Here is a 17516-nt window from a genome sequence, read left to right on the forward strand (position 1 = left end):
CTGATGCTGGTTGGTGTGTTAAACGGGCATTTCGCCCAAATAGATCTGTGCAATACGATCGTCGGCCAGCAGCGTCTGCGATGGACCGCGCTCGACGATGCTGCCGCTGTCCATCACCCAGGCGCTGTCGGTGGCCTCCAGCGCCAGGCGCGCGTTCTGCTCGATCAGCAGCAGCGCGACGCCGCGCTGGCGCAGGGTGGCGATAACGCGAAAAATGTTCTCGACCATCAGCGGCGCCAGGCCCATCGACGGTTCGTCGAGGATCAGCAGGCGCGGCTGGCTGAGCAGGGCGCGGTTGAGCGCCAGCAGCTGCTGTTCACCGCCGGAGAGCAGCCCCGCCAACTGATGCTGGCGTTCGGCGAGGCGCGGGAAATTAGCGAAGATGGCGCCCATCTCCTGCTTTACCGCCGCCGCGTCGCGTCGTAGCCAGGCGCCCATTTGCAGGTTTTCCAGCACCGTCATGCGGGCAAAGATGCCGCGTCCTTCCGGCACCATCACCAGTCCTTCGCGCAGCAGGGATTCGGCCCGACGTTTGCGGATCGGCTTGCCGTTAAACAAAATTTCACCGCTAAAGGGTTCCAGCCCGGTAATGGCGCGCACGGTGGAGCTTTTGCCCGCGCCGTTGGCGCCGATAAGCGTGGTCTGCTCGCCCTCTTTAACGCTGAATGAGACGTCGCGCACCGCCTGGATGCCGCCGTAGTGGACGCTAAGCTGGTTGACGGTTAATAAATCAGACATGGATATTGCCTCCCAGCCAGGCGGCGATCACCGCCGGATCGCGGCGTACGGTATCCGGCGTGCCGCTGGTTAACGTTTTGCCGTAATCCAGCACCATCAGGCGATCGCAGATCCCCATTACCAGCTTGACGTCATGCTCAATCATCAGCAGCGTTTTGCCGTCGTCACGAATGCGCAGCAGCAGTTCGCCAAGGGCCATCTTCTCGGCGGCGTTCATTCCGGCCGCCGGTTCATCCAGCGCCAGCAGGCGCGGTTCGGTGGCCAGCGCGCGGGCAATCTCCAGCCGCCGCTGGTGACCGTAGGCGAGGTCGCAGGCGCGATAGTGGGCGAACTGCGAGATGCCGGTATAGTCCAGCAGGTGCCAGGCCAGCTCGCGGGTTTGCGTCTCCTCGGCGCGGGCGCGTTTATGACGGGAGATCGCGGCCCACAGGCCGTTGCGGGTGCGGACGTGGCGGCCCACCATAACGTTCTCCAGTACCGACATGTTGTTAAACAGCCGCACGTTCTGGAAGGTGCGGGCGATGCCCGCGGCGGTCACTTTCTCAATATTGCTCGGAAAATAGGCTTCGCCACCGATAGCGAACTCGCCGCTGTCCGCCGGGTAGAGGCCGGTAATCAGGTTAAAGCAGGTGGTTTTCCCCGCGCCGTTGGGGCCGATCAGGCCGTAGATTTCACCCTGATTAATACTCAGCGATACGTTGTCGACCGCCGTCAGACCGCCGAAACGCTTCGTCATATGGCATACGCTTAACAGGCTCATGCTTTCGCTCCTTGATGTCGCGCGGGCCAGATGCCCTGCGGGCGCAGAAGCATGACCAGCACCAGCGCCAGGCCGTAGAACAGCTGGCGCAGCACTTCCGGGTCAATCAGCACTTCGCCAAACAGCGCCTGCTGTACCGGCGCCGCCTGGCTGCGCAGCAGCTCCGGCAGCGCGGTCAGCAGTACCGCGCCGAGGATCACGCCGGGGATATGCCCCATCCCGCCCAGCACCACCATCGCCAGCACCGCAATCGACTCCTGCAGGGTAAAGGATTCCGGCGAAACGAAGCCCTGAAATGCGCCGAACAGCGCGCCCGCCACGCCGCCGAATGAGGCGCCGATAGCGAAAGCCAGCAGTTTGTAGTTACGCAGGTTGATGCCCATCGCCCGGGCGACGTCTTCATCCTCGCGGATGGCGTGCCAGGCGCGGCCAATGCGCGAATGCTGCAGCCGCAGGCAGACGAAAATAATCGCCACAATCACCAGCATCAGAAGGTAGTACCACAGCCACAGCGCCGGGACTTTAAAGCCGAACCAGTGATAAACGCCGCTAAACTTGAGGCCGAACAGATTCAGCGAATCGACCCCGGAGATGCCTTTTGCGCCGTTGGTGATGTTGACCGGACGGTCGAGGTTGCGCATCAGGATGCGGATAATTTCGCCGAACCCGAGGGTGACAATCGCCAGATAGTCGCCGCGCAGCTTCAGCGTCGGCGCGCCCAGCACGATACCGCAGCCTGCCGCCACCAGCGCGGCGAGCGGAATAATCACCAGCCAGGAGGTGTGCAGGCCGTCCGGAAACCAACTATTTAAAATCGGGAAGACGTCCAGCAGATGCGGAGAAGCCAGCAGCGCCGCCAAATACGCGCCGACGGCGTAAAAGGCGATAAAGCCCATATCCAGCAGGCCGGTATAGCCGACCACAATATTCAGCCCCAGCGCCAGCATAACGTAGAGCAGGGCGAAGTCGATGACCCGCACCCAGTAGTTGCCGCCGAGCTGGCTGGCGACCATCGGCGCCACCAGCAGCGCGCAGACCAACAGGGTCATCCCGGACCAGAAGCGGCGGGAGACGGCAGGAGTATCGAGTTGTAGCGTTGTCATGATTTTTCTCCTAAGCCCGGTGCGCGACGCGTTCGCCGAGCAAACCGGCCGGGCGGAAGACCAGCACCAGGATCAGCACCATAAAGGCGAAAATATCCTGGTAGTTGCTGCCGAAGACGCCGTGGGTCAGGTCGCCGAGATAGCCCGCTCCGAGGGATTCGATAAGCCCCAGCAGCAGGCCGCCGATCATCGCGCCGCGAATATTGCCGATGCCGCCGAGCACCGCGGCGGTAAAGGCTTTAATGCCGGGCAGAAAGCCCATGGAGAAACCAGCGCTGCCGTAGTTGCTGGCCATCATCACGCCAGCCAGCGCGGCGAATACGCCGCCGATGGCGAAAGTGAGGGCGATAATCGCGTTAGGGTTAACGCCCATTAGCGTAGCGATGCGTGGATTTTCCGCTACCGCGCGCATACCGCGGCCTAAGCGGGTGTATTCCACCAGCAGCCACAGGCCAAGCATCACCGTGAGGGCCAGCGCGACGGTGACGATACCGGTGACGGTAATGAGAGCCGGAGGATGCGCTGCGCTGCCGTGGGTCACGGCGATCGGATCCATTGGCAGGATCTGCGGGAACATCAGCGGATTGCGCGACCAGACGATCATCGCCACGGTTTGCAGCAGCACCGAGACGCCGATCCCGGAGATCAGCGGCGCCAGGCGCGGGGCGTTGCGCAGGCGGCGGTAGGCAAAGCGTTCGACCGCCATCGCCAGCAGGGCGCAGACCGTCATGGCCAGCAGCAGCGCCAGCCCGAGCTGCGCCAGCGGCGGCAGAGTGGGGAAATGCGCGTTCAGGGCGTGCATCCCGGAAAGGGTGGTCAACGCGCCGACCATCAGAATGTCGCCGTGGGCAAAGTTAATAATGCGCAGGATGCCGTACACCATGGTATAGCCGAGCGCGATCAGGGCGTAGATGCTGCCGAGCATGACCCCGTTGATGATTTGTTGTATGAGTGTGTCCAACTGATTGTTCCGACAAGATGCTCAAATAATAGCTACCATCCAACAAATGAATTAAATTGTAAAATACGCATATATTCTTTCTTATTATAAATGTGTGGTTAACTAAAATTATGATTTTAAATATAATTTAATAAATCGCTGGATAGCGTAATGCGCTAAGAAAATCAATATATGAAAAAAACAGAACAATCGGAGGCGCCGGGTAGCTGGTCGCAGAGTACTTTGGTAAACGATCCGCCGCTGCGGGCGGTGCGCGCCTTCGAGGCGATCGCGCGCCTCGGCAGCGTAACCCTGGCGGCGCAGGAGCTGGCGATATCGCCCTCGGCGGTTAGCCATCAGCTCAAAGTGCTGGAAGGCTATTTGCAGATCCCGCTCACCGAACGTCAGGGGCGACGGCTGACCCTCAGCCAGCAGGGGCGGGAGTATTATCGCTCGATCCGCGCGGCGTTTAACGTGCTGCGCCAGGCCACCGAGCATCTGGTCGAGCAGGTGCAAACCCAGCAGGTGACGATCAGCCTGATCCCGCTGTTTGGCATGGGTTGGTTTATTCCCCGCCTGCCGTCATTCGTGCACGCCAATCCGCATACCGAAATCAACGTGGTCTACGCCAACCATCGCAACTATCTTAGCGACGCTTCCGATATGTCGATCCGCTTTGGCAACGGTCACTGGGTGGGCTATCAAAGCGAAAAGCTGATTTCCGGCAAAATGGTGCCGGTATGCAGCCAGGCCTTTTTACGCCTGCACGGGCATATTGATACCCCGGAACAGCTGTTGCAGATGCCGCTGCTGCACGACGAGGAGCGCACGACCTGGAATCAGTGGTTTGTGCAGCAGGGAGTGAAGCGCCCGCCGCGCTCGACCGGGCCATTATTTGAGGATGGCCTGTTGACCCTCGCGGGCGTGCAGGCCGGGCTGGGCTGCGCGCTCATGCGCGAACCGCTGATCGCTCCCTATCTGAAGAGCGGCGAGTTGGTGAAAATCTTCGATGCGGCAATTGATGATGGCCGGGATTATTATCTTTGCGTACGTCAGGATAGTGATATGACCCCCAACGGTAAGCTATTGCAGAGCTGGCTACGCCAGCAGGCCCTCGGTTGATATTTAGTTAAGAATTTACTTAATCCAGCTCACATTTTTGTTCGGTTGCCATTGTCATTACGCAGGGGCGCTTAGATAATCCGCCGAAATAACCCATTTTTATGATGGCGTGCTACTGCGAAAGCAGGCAAGACCAAAATAGAAATGCTCTCCCGCCAAGGGGAGCGTCTCTGTTTTGGTCTTTTTTTTTGCCCCAACACCAGGGAACACTATGAACTATAACGAAACAGCAGACAAAATCCTCCACGCGGTGGGCGGTGCGGAGAATATCCGCATGCTCACCCATTGCGCCACCCGGCTGCGCATGGAGTTCAACGACCGCGCAAAGGTAAACGATGCGCAGATTGGCACCCTCCCCGGCGTGATCAGCGTGGTGGAGAAGGGCGGCCAGTTCCAGATTGTGATCGGTAACGAGGTGCAGCAGGTTTACCGGCGGCTCAATAAGGCGCTGCCGGAGAAAAAAGGCCCGGCAGGCGGCGATAAAAATGCGAAGCCGGCCGGCATCGTCGCCCGGATTATCAGCGTTATTTCGACCACCTTTACCCCGGTGATCCCGGCGATTACCGGCGCGGGGATGATTAAAGCGCTGTTGGCTATTCTCAAGCTCACCGGGGTGATTAGCGAGACCAGCTCGACGTATCAGCTGTTGAATATTATTGCCGACGCCGCCTTCTTCTTCCTACCGGTGCTGCTGGCCTACGGCGCATCGCTGAAGTTTGAATGCAACCCGATTCTGGCGATGACCCTCGCGGGCGTGCTGCTGCATCCGGGCATCGGCCAGATGCTGGCGGCCGGTAAAGCGGTCGATTTTGTCGGCATCAACGTCCTGCTTTCCGATTACGCCGGTTCGGTGCTGCCGATCATTCTGACGGTGTGGCTGATGTCGTGGGTGGAGCGCTTTGCCGAAAAAGTCTCGCCGTCGATTATTAAATTCTTTGTTAAGCCGATGCTGATCCTGCTGATTACCGCGCCGCTGGCGCTGGTGGTGGTCGGCCCGGCGGGCATTTTGCTTAACGATCTGGTGGCTGCCGGGGCGGGCGCTATCGACCGCCACGCCAGCTGGTTGATCCCGATGCTGATGGGCACCCTGCAGCCCTTCCTGATTATTACCGGCACCGCCTGGGCGATGACGCCGATCGCCACCGGCCAGCTGAGTAAAAGCGGTTACGAGATGATTAACGGACCGGGGATGCTGGCGTCCAACGTGGCGATGGGGGCGGCGACGCTGTGCGTGGCGCTGAAAACCAAAAATAGCAACCTGCGCCAGCTGGCCTCTTCGTCGGGCTTTACCGCGCTGCTGGGGATCACCGAACCGGCGCTGTACGGGGTGCTGCTCAAGTTCCGCCGCGTGCTGATTGCCGCGATGATCGGCGGCGGCTGCGCCGGGGTCTACGCCGGGGTGAGCGGGCTGGTGCGCTACGCGTTTGTCTCGCCAGGCCTCGCGGCGCTGCCGGCGTTTATCGGCGAAAACCCGATGAACATCGTCCATGCGCTGGTAACCTGCGCGATCTCCATCGTGGTGACCTTTACCCTGACCTGGTTTATCGCTTTTAAAGACGTTCCTGAGGAACAAGAGGAAGTGGGCGAGGCGCCGCAGCCTGCGGTGAGCCCGAAAAACGAGGGGGAGACGGAAGTATTCAGCCCGCTGCGCGGCCAGGTGGTGGCGCTCAGCGAAGTGAACGATGACGTCTTTTCCGGCGGCCTGCTGGGCGAGGGGCTGGCGATTCGTCCCGAGGAAGGGGTACTGCGCGCGCCGTTTAGCGGCACGGTGATGATGTTTCTGCCGTCGTGCCACGCCGTTGGCCTGCAGAGCGACAGCGGTCTTGAGCTGCTGATCCATATCGGTATCGACACCGTTAATCTTAACGGCCAGCACTTTAGCTCTACGCTGAAGGTGGGCGATAGGGTGGAAGCGGGACAGGAGCTAATCCGCTTTGATATTCCCGCCATCGAGCAGGCCGGGTATGACCTGATTACCCCGGTGATTGTGGTCAACGGCGACGAGCAGCACTCACTGCGCCTGACTGCCGCCGCGCAGGTCGATTACGGGGAGCAACTGATGGTGCAATCCGCTAAGGAGGCGCAGGCATGATTTATCAAAAGAAAGCGCAGTTCCCGGACGGTTTTCTGTGGGGCGCGTCCACCTCAGCCTATCAGGTTGAGGGCGCGTGGAATGAAGATGGTAAAGGCCCTTCGGTGGTCGATATGCTCAGCCATCCGCCGGGAACGGCGGACTTCCGCATCGCCAGCGACCACTATCATCGCGTGGAGGAGGACGTCGCGCTGATGGCGCAGATGGGGCTGAAGGCCTACCGTTTTTCGGTGGCCTGGTCGCGGGTGATACCTGACGGCGATGGCCCGGTGAATCCGACCGGGCTGGCGTTTTATCACCGCCTGATCGACGCCCTGACCCGCCATGGCATCACCCCCATCGTCACGCTGTACCACTTCGACCTGCCGTGGGCGCTGGAGCTTAAAGGCGGCTGGCTGAACCGCAAAACCGGGGAGGCATTCGTGCGCTATGCCAGGCTGCTGTTCAGCGAATTTGCCGCCAAAGTTCCGCTCTGGCTGACCATCAATGAACAGAACACCATGATCCTCCATCCCGGCGCGATTGGCGTGCCAGCGGATCGCGAACTGCCGGACAAGAAGGCGCTGTACCAGCAGAATCATCATATGATGCTGGCCCAGGCGCAGATCTTCGCCCTGTGCCACCGCGAGTTCCCCGGGCTGCGCATCGGCCCGGCGATAAACACCACGTCGATGTACGCCGAAAGCTGTAAGCCTGAGGACGCCATCGCCGCGCATAACTGGGAGACGCTGCGCTGCTGGAGCTTTTTGGATGTTGCGGCGCATGGCCGCTACAACGCCCTGGCGTGGGCCTATATGCAGGATCGCGGCCTCGCGCCGGAGCTGCAGCCGGAAGATGCGCTGATTTTGCAGCAGGGGAGGCCGGACTTTATCGCCATTAACTACTACTCGACCGCTACCATTGCCGCCAGCCGGGGCGACGGCGGCGACGTTGCGCCCCGCGCCGGGGACCAGCAAATTATGCTGGGCGAAGAGGGGGTTTATCGTCCGGCGGAAAACCCGTGGGTTGGCAAAACCCCCTACGGCTGGGTGGTCGATCCGGTGGGGCTGCGCCTGACGCTGCGTAAAGTGTGCGAACGCTACGGCCTGCCGATTCTGATTAGCGAAAACGGCATGGGCGCGCCGGATAAGCTGGCGCCTGATGGGACGGTAAATGACGACTATCGCATCGCCTTCTTACAGGCGCATATTGAGCAAATGCGCCTGGCGATAGCCGACGGCGTCGAGCTGATGGGCTACTGTCCGTGGGCGGCGATTGACGTGGTCAGCACCCATCAGGGATACGCCAAGCGCTACGGTTTTATTTATGTCGATCGCGGCGAGGATGACCTGAAAAGCCTGCAAAGGATCCGCAAACGCAGCTTCTGGTGGTATAAGGATGTCATCGCGCAAAACGGCAACCACGACGAGTCGCAGAGATGATTGTTCAGAAGGTGCTCAATAATAGCCTGGTGCTCTCTATGGATGACGATAGCAGGGAGGTTATCGTCATGGGGAAAGGCATTGGCTTCAACAGCAGACCCGGGGATGAGATCGCCCCGGATAAGATTGAGAAGCTGTTCGTGACCCAGGCGCTCGGCGCGCGCAGCGGCTATCTTGAGGCGCTCTCCGCCATTCCGGATGAGGTCATTGAAATGGCGGCGATGATTATTTCCCGCGCCAATATGCAGCTCGCCAGCAAGGTTCGCGAGCAGATTTTCTTTACCCTCGCCGACCACCTGACCTTTGCCATCGAGCGCAGCCGCAAAGGGATCGCCATTCAAAATCGCCTGCTGCCGGAAGTCAGGCGTTTTTATCCGCAGCAGTTCCGCGTCGCCAGCGAGGCGGTAACGATTATTCGCCAGCAGTACGGGATTGAACTGCCGGAGGAGGAAGCCGGGAATATCGCCTTTCATCTGGTAAACGGCCAGAGCGAGGGCGACGACGTGGCGCAAACCATGCAGTCGGTGAAGATGCTGAAGGATATTTTTAATCTCGTGCAGTATCACTTTAAACAGCCGATAGACACCGACTCGATTAACTACTCGCGTTTTCTGGTCCATATGCAGTTTTTCCTCCAGCGTTTACAAGAGGGAGAGCTGGACGGCGCGCGGGACAGTTTTCTGCTGGTGCAGGTGATTAAGGAGTATCCGGAGGCGTACCGCTGCGCGCTGCTGATCCGCGATTACGTCAAAGCCCAGCTCGATATCACCCTCGGCGGCAACGAGCTGTTATGGCTCACCGTACATCTGGTGCGGATCGCGGGCCTGGATGCGTGAGCGTGTTCTATTCTGAGGATAAAAGCGCGCGTTTCCCCCATTCGCCTGAGAATATTAAGGGTTTTGTAGGCCGGGTAAGGCGCCAGCCGCCACCCGGCAAAAATGCGGGCAGGGCGTCTAAAACGGGTAGCCGATGCCGTGTTATTTCAACGATGCCGAAACTGCAGCGTCGCCGGCAGGTAGCGCTGTAGCGGCTCGGGCGTGTTGCCGTCAATCAGCTGGCTTATCAAATCGTAGCAGTGCCAGGCCAGCTGGCGGTTGTCCTGCTGGACGGTATCAATACGCAGCGACAGCGAATCGTAGAGATAGTGATCGTCAAAGCTCGCCAGGTGGATGTCTGAATCGAGCAAATGGTGCTGGCTCATATAGCGCAGCACCCCTTCCAGCAGCCCGCAGGCGGCGGTAAACAGCGCCTTTGGCGGCCGACCCAGACGCGCGCAGAGGGCGGCGAACATCTCATAGCCGGAGCTGGGATGGTAGTTGCCGTTGATCACCCACTCCGGGCGCAATTCAATACCCGCCTGGGCCAGACCTTGCGTAAACCCGGCCAGACGATCGCGGGAGGGCGACAGGCGCGGCTGGCCGCCTAAAAACCAGAACTCATCGCGATGCTGAGGCGCGATGCGGGCAATCAGCTCCGCCGTCGGGGTAATTGAATCGGTCATCACCAGCGGCAGGGCGCTTTCATTCGGGTAGCGGTCAAACAGCACCACCGGCAGCTGTTCGCTGAGCTTGAGATAGTCTGCATCGGCGTGCATACAGGAGGCGACGATCAGCCCGTCGACCTGACGGGCAATCATGTTATTGACCACCATGCTCTCCTGACCGGGGTTTTCGTCGGTACAGGAGATCAGCAGCTGGACGCCCGCCTCGCGGCACAGCATCTCCAGCTCATGGGAAAAGACCGCAAAGCCGTAGTTGGTGATCTCCGGCACCACCAGGCCGATGGTGTGGCTGCGGTTATCGCGCAGGGAGCGGGCGTGAATGCTCGGCTGATAGTGCTGCTCGCGGGCAATCGCCAGCACGCGCTCGCGCGTTTCCTGCGCCACGCGCAGCTCTTTGCCACGCCCGTTCAGCACCAGGCTGGCGGTCGCTTTGGAAACGCCCGCCAGTTCGGCGATATCTTTAATGGTTACGCGTTTGGTTTTCATTACGACGCCATGAGCCTGAAAGCAAAACGCTTATTCTACCATGCATGTGCGCAGCGGCCAGTAGCAGAATGCATCCGGCGCGCTACCGGAGAAAATCAGCTGCGCCGGATAAGCCGGGAAGCAGCGGCTGCTCATTACGCCTTCGCCGTCGTTAATGAAAATCTCCACGCTCGACCGATCGAAGAAAATCCGCAGCGTGCGGACCTCGCCGCGCCAGTAGCGATAGTGCATCTCGTCGCTGACGAGACTGCGTCGCGCCAGTCGGATCCCGCTGGCGTCGCGCTCGAGGGTTAACGCGCCGCCGAAATCAAGGCTTAGCGCGTCGTCGGCGGCAGTTTGCAGCGCGATTTCCATCGGCGCCAGCGGCAGGGCGTTCCCCTGCCAGCCGTGCGCTTCCCCGCGCAGGGCGGTCAGCTCGCGCAGCGGACGCTGGTAGAGCTGACCGTCGATAAATTCCAGCTCGCGCAGGCAGGTCATCTGATGGATCCAGCCATGAGCGAGCGTCGGCTGGCGCATCTCTTCGCCGTCCGGGACGCCCATCCAGCCGACCAGCAGGCGGCGGCCATCGCGGGTGTGCGTGGTCTGCGGGGCGTAAAACTCGAATCCGGCGTCCAGCTCGCGCAGTTCGCCGTGGCTGAACGCGGCGCGGTCGTAGTCGAAACCACCGGCCATCCACACCGCCGGATAGGTATTGAGGAAGCGCTCTTCTTCACGGGCAATCCCCTGCGGGCAGCAGATCAGAATATGCTGGTCGCCGAGCGCAAACAGATCCGGGCACTCCCACATATAGCCTGCGTCGCTCAGGCCGTTAATGCCGTCACCGGCGATTTCGCCCTCGCTGCGCCACTGATGAAGGTCCGGGGAGCTGAACAGCAGCACCTTACCGCGCTTTTGCCGATCTTGCGCCCCCAGCACCATGTACCAGCGGTCTTGATGCCGCCAGACTTTCGGGTCGCGGACGTGGCCGGTATAGCCCTCCGGCAGCGGCAGGACCGGGCCGAGCTTAGTGAAAGTGCCGTCGGCGTTTTCCGTCGCCAGGCACTGCCACGCGGTTCGGCCGCCATCGTCGAACTTCACGTTGCCGGTATAGCACAGGGTGAGCGTACCGTTGTTATCCACCGCGCTGCCGGAGTAGCAGCCGTTGCGGTCGTACTCTTCATCCGGCATCAGCGCAATAGGCTCATGCCGCCAGCGCAGCAGATCGTCTGAACTCCAGTGCGCCCAGCACTTGAACTTATGATCGCAGGCGAGCGGGTTCCACTGGTAGAACAGGTGATAGCGCCCGGCAAACTCGACAAAGCCGTTGGGGTCGTTCATCAGCCCGGTGACCGGCGCATGGTGCCAGCGGGGATAATGGCTATCGGCCAGCGCGCGCGGCTGGCCCTGCATAACGGCCTGCAAAATCGCAGGCAAACGTGATGGAAGTGACATTATTCAGCGTCCGTTTTGTATTTCAGCAGCAGAGAGACGACGAAAGCGACGCCAAAGGCGATGACCATACCGATAATGTAGTTCAGCAGCGAGCTGGCCTGCACGATAGCCATGCCGGGAATCGCCGTCAGGCCGACTGCGCTCATATAGACGTGCACTGACACGACCCACGCGCCGCCCGCCGCGCCGCCGATCAGCGCCGCGATAAACGGCTTCATGAAACGTAAGTTGATACCAAAAATCGCCGCCTCGGTGATGCCCAGCATAGCGGAAAACGCCGAGGGCAGCGCAATGGCTTTGATTTTGACGTCTTTGGTTTTAAACCATACCGCCAGGCAGGCGCCACCCTGAGCGACGTTGGCCATGGACCAAATCGGCAGCAGGAAGTTAACCCCAATGGACGGGTTACCCAGCAGCCCGGCTTCGATGGCGTGGAAGCTGTGGTGAATACCGGTAATGACGATAACCGAATAGAGACCGCCAAACAGCAGTCCAGCCAGCCAGCCGGCGTGGCTAATCAGGGTACTCAGGACAAACGAGATGCCGTCGCCGAGCGCGCGACCGGCCGGGCCGATAATCAGCAGGGCGATAAAACCGGAAATAATCACCGTCAGGAACGGCGTCAGGATCAGGTCCAGCGCATCGGGGATCGCGCGACGCAGCTGCTTCTCAACGATGCTCATAAACCATACCGCCAGCAGCACCGGGAACACTGTCCCCTGATAGCCGATCATGGCGATCTCGAGGCCGAAGAAGTTCATGGTATGGAAACCGGCGGCCACGCCCCAGGCGTTAGTCAGCGCCGGGTGGGTCAGAATGCCGCCGAGCGTCGCGCCGAGGTAGGGGTTACCGCCGAATTCGCGGGCCGCGGTAAAGCCAATCAGGATCGGCAGAATGATAAACGCCGCCGAGCTGCACATATCCAGCATGATGTAGAGGGCGTTGCTCGGGTCAACCCAGCCGTAGGTTTTGACCATCCCCAGCAGGCCCATCAGCAGGCCGGAGGCGACGATTGCCGGGATAATCGGCACGAAGATGTTCGACAGCAGGCGCGCGATACGCTGGAAAGGATTAAGCTTTTTCGCCGCAATGTCGGCGGCTTCCGACTTGCTCGATTCGCTAATGCCCGCCGCCTGGATAAAGGCGGCGTAGACCTTGTTCACCACCCCGGTGCCGAAAATAATCTGCATCTGCCCGGCGTTGCGGAAACAGCCCTTAACCCCTTCAATTTTGCCGATGGCCTGCTGGTCGGCCAGCGAATCATCGACCAGCACCAGCCGCAGACGCGTGGCGCAGTGCGCGGCGCTGGCGATATTTTCCTTGCCTCCCAAAAGCGGAAGCAGCGAGCGGGAAATCTGTTCAAAATCCATAGTACCCTCTGAATGCGTAAAATTTTCGTGTTGTCGTCCCGTGTTCACGGGGGCGCAGTTTCTGCGTCATTATCGTGTCCGGGGCGACAACGCGCGCGTAATCGCCCCGGATGTTCCTGCCGTCAGACGTTACCCGTCAGAACCAGGTTTCCATCTGCATACCGAACGACCATTCGCCGCCCGATTTAAAACCACTACTGCCCAGCGCGTCGTCGCTGGCGTAATTATTCAGTTTTTTGCTCCAGTCCATCCATGAGGTGTAAAGGCGGATTTCAGGACGGCTGAAGAAATCACCGATGCTGCCGACCTTAAAGGTCGGAGCGAAGGTGAGCTTGTAGAAGCTACCGTTCACCGCATGGCGATCGTTATAACCTTCAGGTTTAAGATCCATATACTGGTAGCTGCCTTCGTAAGCGAGGGCGAAGTTCTGGTTGATCTCCTGGATCAGACGCATGTTGAGCGTTGCCCACTGATAGCTGTCGCCCTCGGCATAACGGTCTTTACTGCTTTGCGCCAGGATAGCCGGGGCGATAAACCAGTTTTTGCTGAGCGGCGTGGTGCCGTAGCTGGCGAAGCGCCAGGTGTTGGCGCCCGAGCGTAGCGCGCCGTCAGAGCCGATGCCTTTAACTTCAGCGCCCAGGCCGTGACCGTAGAGCAGGGCGGTTTTGCTGGTGCCTTCACGCAGGCCGTAAAAAGTGTCGTTATGCAACCCGAGCAGCGCATGCGTCCCGGTATTTGCCGCATCGCCTTTGACCGGATTGCCGTTGGTATCCTGACGTTCATCGTTGTCTTTTGCCCGCATCCCGCTGACCATCACCTGCACCGGACCGATGAAGTTGTTCATGCTGACGATATAGTTCTGCACGCTATTGCTCGAGTCAGCAATATCGCCGAAGTTGCGTCCGTAAAGAGAGAAGTTACTGCGAATGCTATCGTTCCACCTGACGTCGTAAATACCGCCGCCGGTACCGGCGAGGAACACAACGTCAGAGTCAATCCAGTGAATATCAAAGTTGTCGCGGTCAAAGCGTTTCCCGGCCCACAGGGTGGAGCCTTTAAACGGCCCTTCAAAGGCAGGCAGGTTGCCCAGTTCGACGAAAGCCTGGCGAACGTTCAAATCACTGGTGCTCGCCGTCCAGTCGTTATAATTGGTTTGGCCGTCGGCGACCATCACTTTGAAGCGGGTCGTCGCGCCATTATCCAGGGTCTGCTTATGTTCAAGGTTCATTTCAACATAAGTATCGGCCTGGTTTCCCAGACGGCCGATAGCCCCGCCGGTTTCCCCCGCTGGCGTCATATAGGCGCCGGATTTGGTGCTGGCGGCGGAATCATTCATTATCACGCCGGAGCGGGCGTAGCCGTGAAACTCAAAGCCGCTTTTCTCATCGGCTTTTTTCTCAAGCTTGGCGGTACGTTGAACCACTTCCTGCGTCGTGTCCTGATTTTTTTGCTGCTGGGTGGTCAGCTGCTGGACTTTTTTCTCCGCTGACTCGGCGCGGTTTTCCGCGGTTTGCGCTCTGTTTTCCGCCTCCTGCAGGCGTTTTTCCAGCGCGACCAGGCGGGCTTCGATGGTGCTGAGGTCCGTTTGCGCGTGGGCTGAGGCGGCACCGGTTAGCAAAGCGATAAGGACCGCGAGTGTGCTTTTTTTATACATGCTGGTTGCATCCCGAAAGTAAAATTTGGAAATGTTGTTTTTTGCTAAACCGGTTTAGGCGCTATGTTAAGCATGACCCTTAACATTTGGAAATGGATTTTGCTAAACCGGTTTAATAAATGTGATGGATGCAACAAAGTGGGCCGCGCACGACGGCCTGAAGAATCAAAACTGGCGATTAAGATCGCGCTGGTATGGCAGAGCGGTCATCGCGCCTTTCGCCGTTGTCGCCAGAGCGCCGCAGGTTTGCGCTAGCGTCAGGGTGGGTTCCAGCCCTTCGATATCCGTCGGCATCCCTTTGGCGGCAAGGCTTGCGAGCAGTCCGGCGACAAAAGCGTCACCCGCGCCGGTGGTGTCCACGCTGACCACAGGCTTGGCGCTGAAATGGGTAAACTGCTGCTGGAAGGCGGCAAGCACGCCCGCTTTGCCCTGGGTGACCAGCAGCAATTCAGGCTGGTAGCGCGCGGTGATGCTGGCGATGCCTTGCGCTAAATCATCACTTCCGCTGATGAATACCAGTTCCTCTTCCGACAGCTTCACCACGTTGGCCATGCGCAGGGCGCGATCGAGGCAGGCGTGCAGCAGCTCCTGATCCTGCCAGAGGTCCGGGCGGATATTGGGGTCAAAGCTGACCCGGCCGCCGGCCAGCTTGATTTTCTCCATAGCCGCGAAGGTGGTGCTGCGGCTGGGTTCGGCGCTGAGCGCGATAGAGCAGACGTGCAGCCACTGGTTGGCGGCAAACTGCGGCAGGTCTTCTTTCGCCAGGAACAGATCCGCGCTTGGGCGCACCATAAAGGTAAAGGTGCGTTCGCCCTGATCGTCAAGGTCGACCACGACGGTGGAGGTTCGGTGCTCGCCGTCGAGGCGCATATGGCTGACGTCGACCAGCTCCTGCTGCAGGGTGTGGCGCATAAAGCGGCCAAACGGATCGTCGCCGACGCGCCCGATAAACCCGCTGATGCCGCCAAGACGGGCGATACCTACCGCCACGTTGGCCGGCGCGCCGCCGGGGCAGCGCAGCAGACGGCCTTCGCTCTCCGGCAGCAGGTCAACTACCGCATCTCCCAGAACCCAAACTTTTGCAATCATGCTGAAAAATCTCCATAGCTAAACTTAGTTAAACCGGTTTAGCTTATTAAAGCATAGCGACAGGATCAGGGGAACGTCAGCGGCGGAAAAGTGCGAACCAGGGTATAAAAACGTGAGCCGGTTGGCAAAAGAGCGGCCGTTCGGCTGAGCGGGAGAGACTTCTGATGGCTGCGGACTCTATAGCGGTAAAAAGCGGCAGCCCGGACAGGTGCAAAGGGGGGAGCGGCAGACCAAAAGTCGATAGAAAAGTCTGAAATCAGTTTTAAGAACAATCCCTAAAGCCAGACGGCAAAATCTTGTGCCATGCTAAATGCGACTCATAACATTAAGTTCGTTAGCGAGAGAGGATATTATGAAAAAAGCAATGATTGCGTTATCTGCGATTCTGGTAGCAGCTCCTGTTTTTGCTGCAACAACGACACACGCAACCGACGATACCGTCGCGGCGGCCCATGAAGGGGCGAACACCGCGAAGGAAAAACTGCACGAGGCCCAGCACCAGGGTGAAGAGCAGCAGCTCAAAGCTAAACACGCGGCGGAAGGCAAAAGCGACAGCGTAGGCAGCGAAGTCAGCGAAGGCGCGCAGAAAACCTGGAATAAGACCAAAGAAGGGACTGAGAAGGGCTGGAACGCAACTAAAGAAGGCACCGAAAAAAGCTGGAATAAGACCAAAGAGGTCAGCAAAGAAGGCTGGGATAAAACCAAGCAGGGTGCCGAAGAGCTAAAAACTAAAGTCACTGAGTAATTACTGACTCTTTGCTAAAAAAGGTCGCGAAAGCGGCCTTTTTTGTTATTTAGCGTCCATGGTTCAGCCTCGGGATAATTATCCGCAATGGATATCGAGCCGGCTTGCGGTATACCCGGGGGCATAGTAAACCCTGTGGCTGGGTTAAATGAGCGCAGGCAATAAAAATGCGCCCTGGAAGACTAAGCGGATATGCCAGGAATTGTCCTGGTTATATTGTTACTCACTATTCCTCCACATTCTCCTGGTACAAAGGAAATATATCAGGAGGTGTATTATGAAAAAGATTCTTTCACTGGCGATTATTTTATCTTGTGCTTTAACTTCTGTCTCCTGGGCGGATGGCCCTGGCGGCAACAACCACGGTCAGCAGCAGGTCTGGCAGCAAGACGCCGGGCGCGGCGGCCCGAACGGTAACCGTCAGCAGGGGCCGCAGGCTAACAACCATCAGGGCAACGGCGATAACCGTGGCCCGGCGCATGGTGACAAGGGGCCGCAGGGTAACCCTCATCAGGCGCGTCATGAGCAGGACCACTTTGCGTGGAACGGGCATGATTTCCGCAAAGGTCATCCGGCGCCGGAACGTTTTCGCGGCAATGATTACCGGATAAACGACTGGAACGATCGCGGATTACCGGCACCGCCGCGCGGGCAGCACTGGTCCTATATTGATGGCAACTATGTGCTGATTGCCGCCGCGACCGGGATTATTACGTCGATCCTGATTAACGGCGCGCTGAGTCACTAACCTTTTTCTGCCTTAACCTCGCTACCGCTTCCCCCGGAGGCGGTGCTGCGCGCCTGTCCGGGCTACCGATTTCCCCGCGTCTGAGGGACGGTAGTCCGGTCAGCGTAGCGCTATCGGGCAATGCCCACCCGCCCTTGTTCTCACTTAAAAAGCGCAAAGTTGAAAATATCATCCTTGTGCCTCTTCTTTGATGTTTTATCTGCGTATTTAGACTTTATAAATTGTTATTGTGCTTCATGGTTAATAAAAAGCAGAGAATGTAAGAAGCGCCCTGGTTCAGGCGAGAGTAAAAGACGTCCGCTTCGCCGTTAAATCA

Annotated in this window: 15 protein-coding genes; 6 read left to right on the forward strand and 9 right to left on the reverse strand. The window is 59.0% G+C overall.

The window, feature by feature from the left end; genetic code table 11:
• Positions 1 to 18 precede the first annotated feature (18 nt).
• From BWI76_RS07265 to BWI76_RS07280, 4 genes are read right to left on the reverse strand one after another with little or no spacing between them, the layout of a single operon-like run.
• The gene (locus BWI76_RS07265) at positions 19 to 738 is read right to left on the reverse strand and encodes an ABC transporter ATP-binding protein (protein WP_024273872.1); all 720 of its coding nucleotides are present in this window, start codon (positions 736 to 738) and stop codon (positions 19 to 21) included.
• Positions 731 to 1498 carry an ABC transporter ATP-binding protein gene (locus BWI76_RS07270; RefSeq protein ID WP_004135277.1) on the reverse strand — a complete coding sequence of 256 codons (768 nt, stop codon included), beginning with the start codon at positions 1496 to 1498 and terminating at the stop codon, positions 731 to 733. The genes BWI76_RS07265 and BWI76_RS07270 overlap by 8 nt, the downstream gene beginning before the upstream one ends.
• A complete protein-coding gene (locus BWI76_RS07275; protein ID WP_004135278.1) occupies positions 1495 to 2601 on the reverse strand; it encodes a branched-chain amino acid ABC transporter permease in 1107 nt (368 codons plus the stop codon). The genes BWI76_RS07270 and BWI76_RS07275 overlap by 4 nt, the downstream gene beginning before the upstream one ends.
• 10 nt (positions 2602 to 2611) lie before the next feature.
• Positions 2612 to 3562, reverse strand: coding sequence for a branched-chain amino acid ABC transporter permease (locus BWI76_RS07280; RefSeq protein WP_004135279.1), 951 nt, complete (start codon positions 3560 to 3562; stop codon positions 2612 to 2614).
• Between the two features lie 171 nt (positions 3563 to 3733).
• On the opposite strand from BWI76_RS07280, the gene BWI76_RS07285 reads away from it, so the two are divergent.
• The 4 genes from BWI76_RS07285 to BWI76_RS07300 all read left to right on the forward strand — a co-directional run bounded on the left by BWI76_RS07285 (position 3734) and on the right by BWI76_RS07300 (position 9012).
• Positions 3734 to 4663 carry a LysR substrate-binding domain-containing protein gene (locus BWI76_RS07285; RefSeq protein ID WP_004135280.1) on the forward strand — a complete coding sequence of 310 codons (930 nt, stop codon included), beginning with the start codon at positions 3734 to 3736 and terminating at the stop codon, positions 4661 to 4663.
• 211 nt (positions 4664 to 4874) lie between these two features.
• The gene (locus tag BWI76_RS07290) at positions 4875 to 6755 is read left to right on the forward strand and encodes a beta-glucoside-specific PTS transporter subunit IIABC (RefSeq protein ID WP_004135282.1); all 1881 of its coding nucleotides are present in this window, start codon (positions 4875 to 4877) and stop codon (positions 6753 to 6755) included.
• Complete coding sequence (locus tag BWI76_RS07295; RefSeq protein ID WP_024358900.1) at positions 6752 to 8176, forward strand: glycoside hydrolase family 1 protein; 1425 nt, start codon at positions 6752 to 6754, stop codon at positions 8174 to 8176. Before BWI76_RS07290 ends, BWI76_RS07295 begins: the two co-directional genes overlap by 4 nt.
• The gene (locus tag BWI76_RS07300) at positions 8173 to 9012 is read left to right on the forward strand and encodes a PRD domain-containing protein (protein WP_049087505.1); all 840 of its coding nucleotides are present in this window, start codon (positions 8173 to 8175) and stop codon (positions 9010 to 9012) included. Before BWI76_RS07295 ends, BWI76_RS07300 begins: the two co-directional genes overlap by 4 nt.
• A 146-nt stretch (positions 9013 to 9158) precedes the next feature.
• Here the strand turns inward: BWI76_RS07300 and BWI76_RS07305 are convergent, their stop codons facing one another.
• The 5 genes from BWI76_RS07305 to BWI76_RS07325 form a co-directional block, all read right to left on the reverse strand.
• Positions 9159 to 10163 (reverse strand): LacI family DNA-binding transcriptional regulator, encoded by a 1005-nt coding sequence (locus BWI76_RS07305; protein WP_004135287.1) that lies wholly within the window; start codon positions 10161 to 10163, stop codon positions 9159 to 9161.
• 30 nt (positions 10164 to 10193) lie between these two features.
• Positions 10194 to 11594: a sucrose-6-phosphate hydrolase gene (locus BWI76_RS07310; RefSeq protein WP_004135289.1), complete on the reverse strand. Its 1401-nt coding sequence runs from the start codon at positions 11592 to 11594 to the stop codon at positions 10194 to 10196.
• Positions 11594 to 12964, reverse strand: coding sequence for a sucrose-specific PTS transporter subunit IIBC (locus BWI76_RS07315; protein ID WP_004130149.1), 1371 nt, complete (start codon positions 12962 to 12964; stop codon positions 11594 to 11596). The genes BWI76_RS07310 and BWI76_RS07315 overlap by 1 nt, the downstream gene beginning before the upstream one ends.
• A 136-nt stretch (positions 12965 to 13100) precedes the next feature.
• Positions 13101 to 14618 carry a carbohydrate porin gene (locus tag BWI76_RS07320; RefSeq protein ID WP_024358894.1) on the reverse strand — a complete coding sequence of 506 codons (1518 nt, stop codon included), beginning with the start codon at positions 14616 to 14618 and terminating at the stop codon, positions 13101 to 13103.
• Positions 14619 to 14783: 165 nt separating this feature from the next.
• Positions 14784 to 15707 carry an aminoimidazole riboside kinase gene (locus BWI76_RS07325; RefSeq protein ID WP_024358893.1) on the reverse strand — a complete coding sequence of 308 codons (924 nt, stop codon included), beginning with the start codon at positions 15705 to 15707 and terminating at the stop codon, positions 14784 to 14786.
• Between the two features lie 352 nt (positions 15708 to 16059).
• On the opposite strand from BWI76_RS07325, the gene BWI76_RS07330 reads away from it, so the two are divergent.
• Positions 16060 to 16452, forward strand: a complete 393-nt coding sequence (locus tag BWI76_RS07330; RefSeq protein ID WP_004135300.1) for a hypothetical protein — start codon at positions 16060 to 16062, stop codon at positions 16450 to 16452.
• A 277-nt stretch (positions 16453 to 16729) separates the two neighbouring features.
• The gene (locus BWI76_RS07335) at positions 16730 to 17200 is read left to right on the forward strand and encodes an RcnB family protein (protein ID WP_004135302.1); all 471 of its coding nucleotides are present in this window, start codon (positions 16730 to 16732) and stop codon (positions 17198 to 17200) included.
• The last annotated feature ends 316 nt before the right edge of the window (positions 17201 to 17516 follow it).

This window comes from Klebsiella sp. M5al (genome assembly GCF_002090195.1).
In the GTDB taxonomy this organism is placed as follows: Bacteria; Pseudomonadota; Gammaproteobacteria; order Enterobacterales; family Enterobacteriaceae; genus Klebsiella; species Klebsiella grimontii.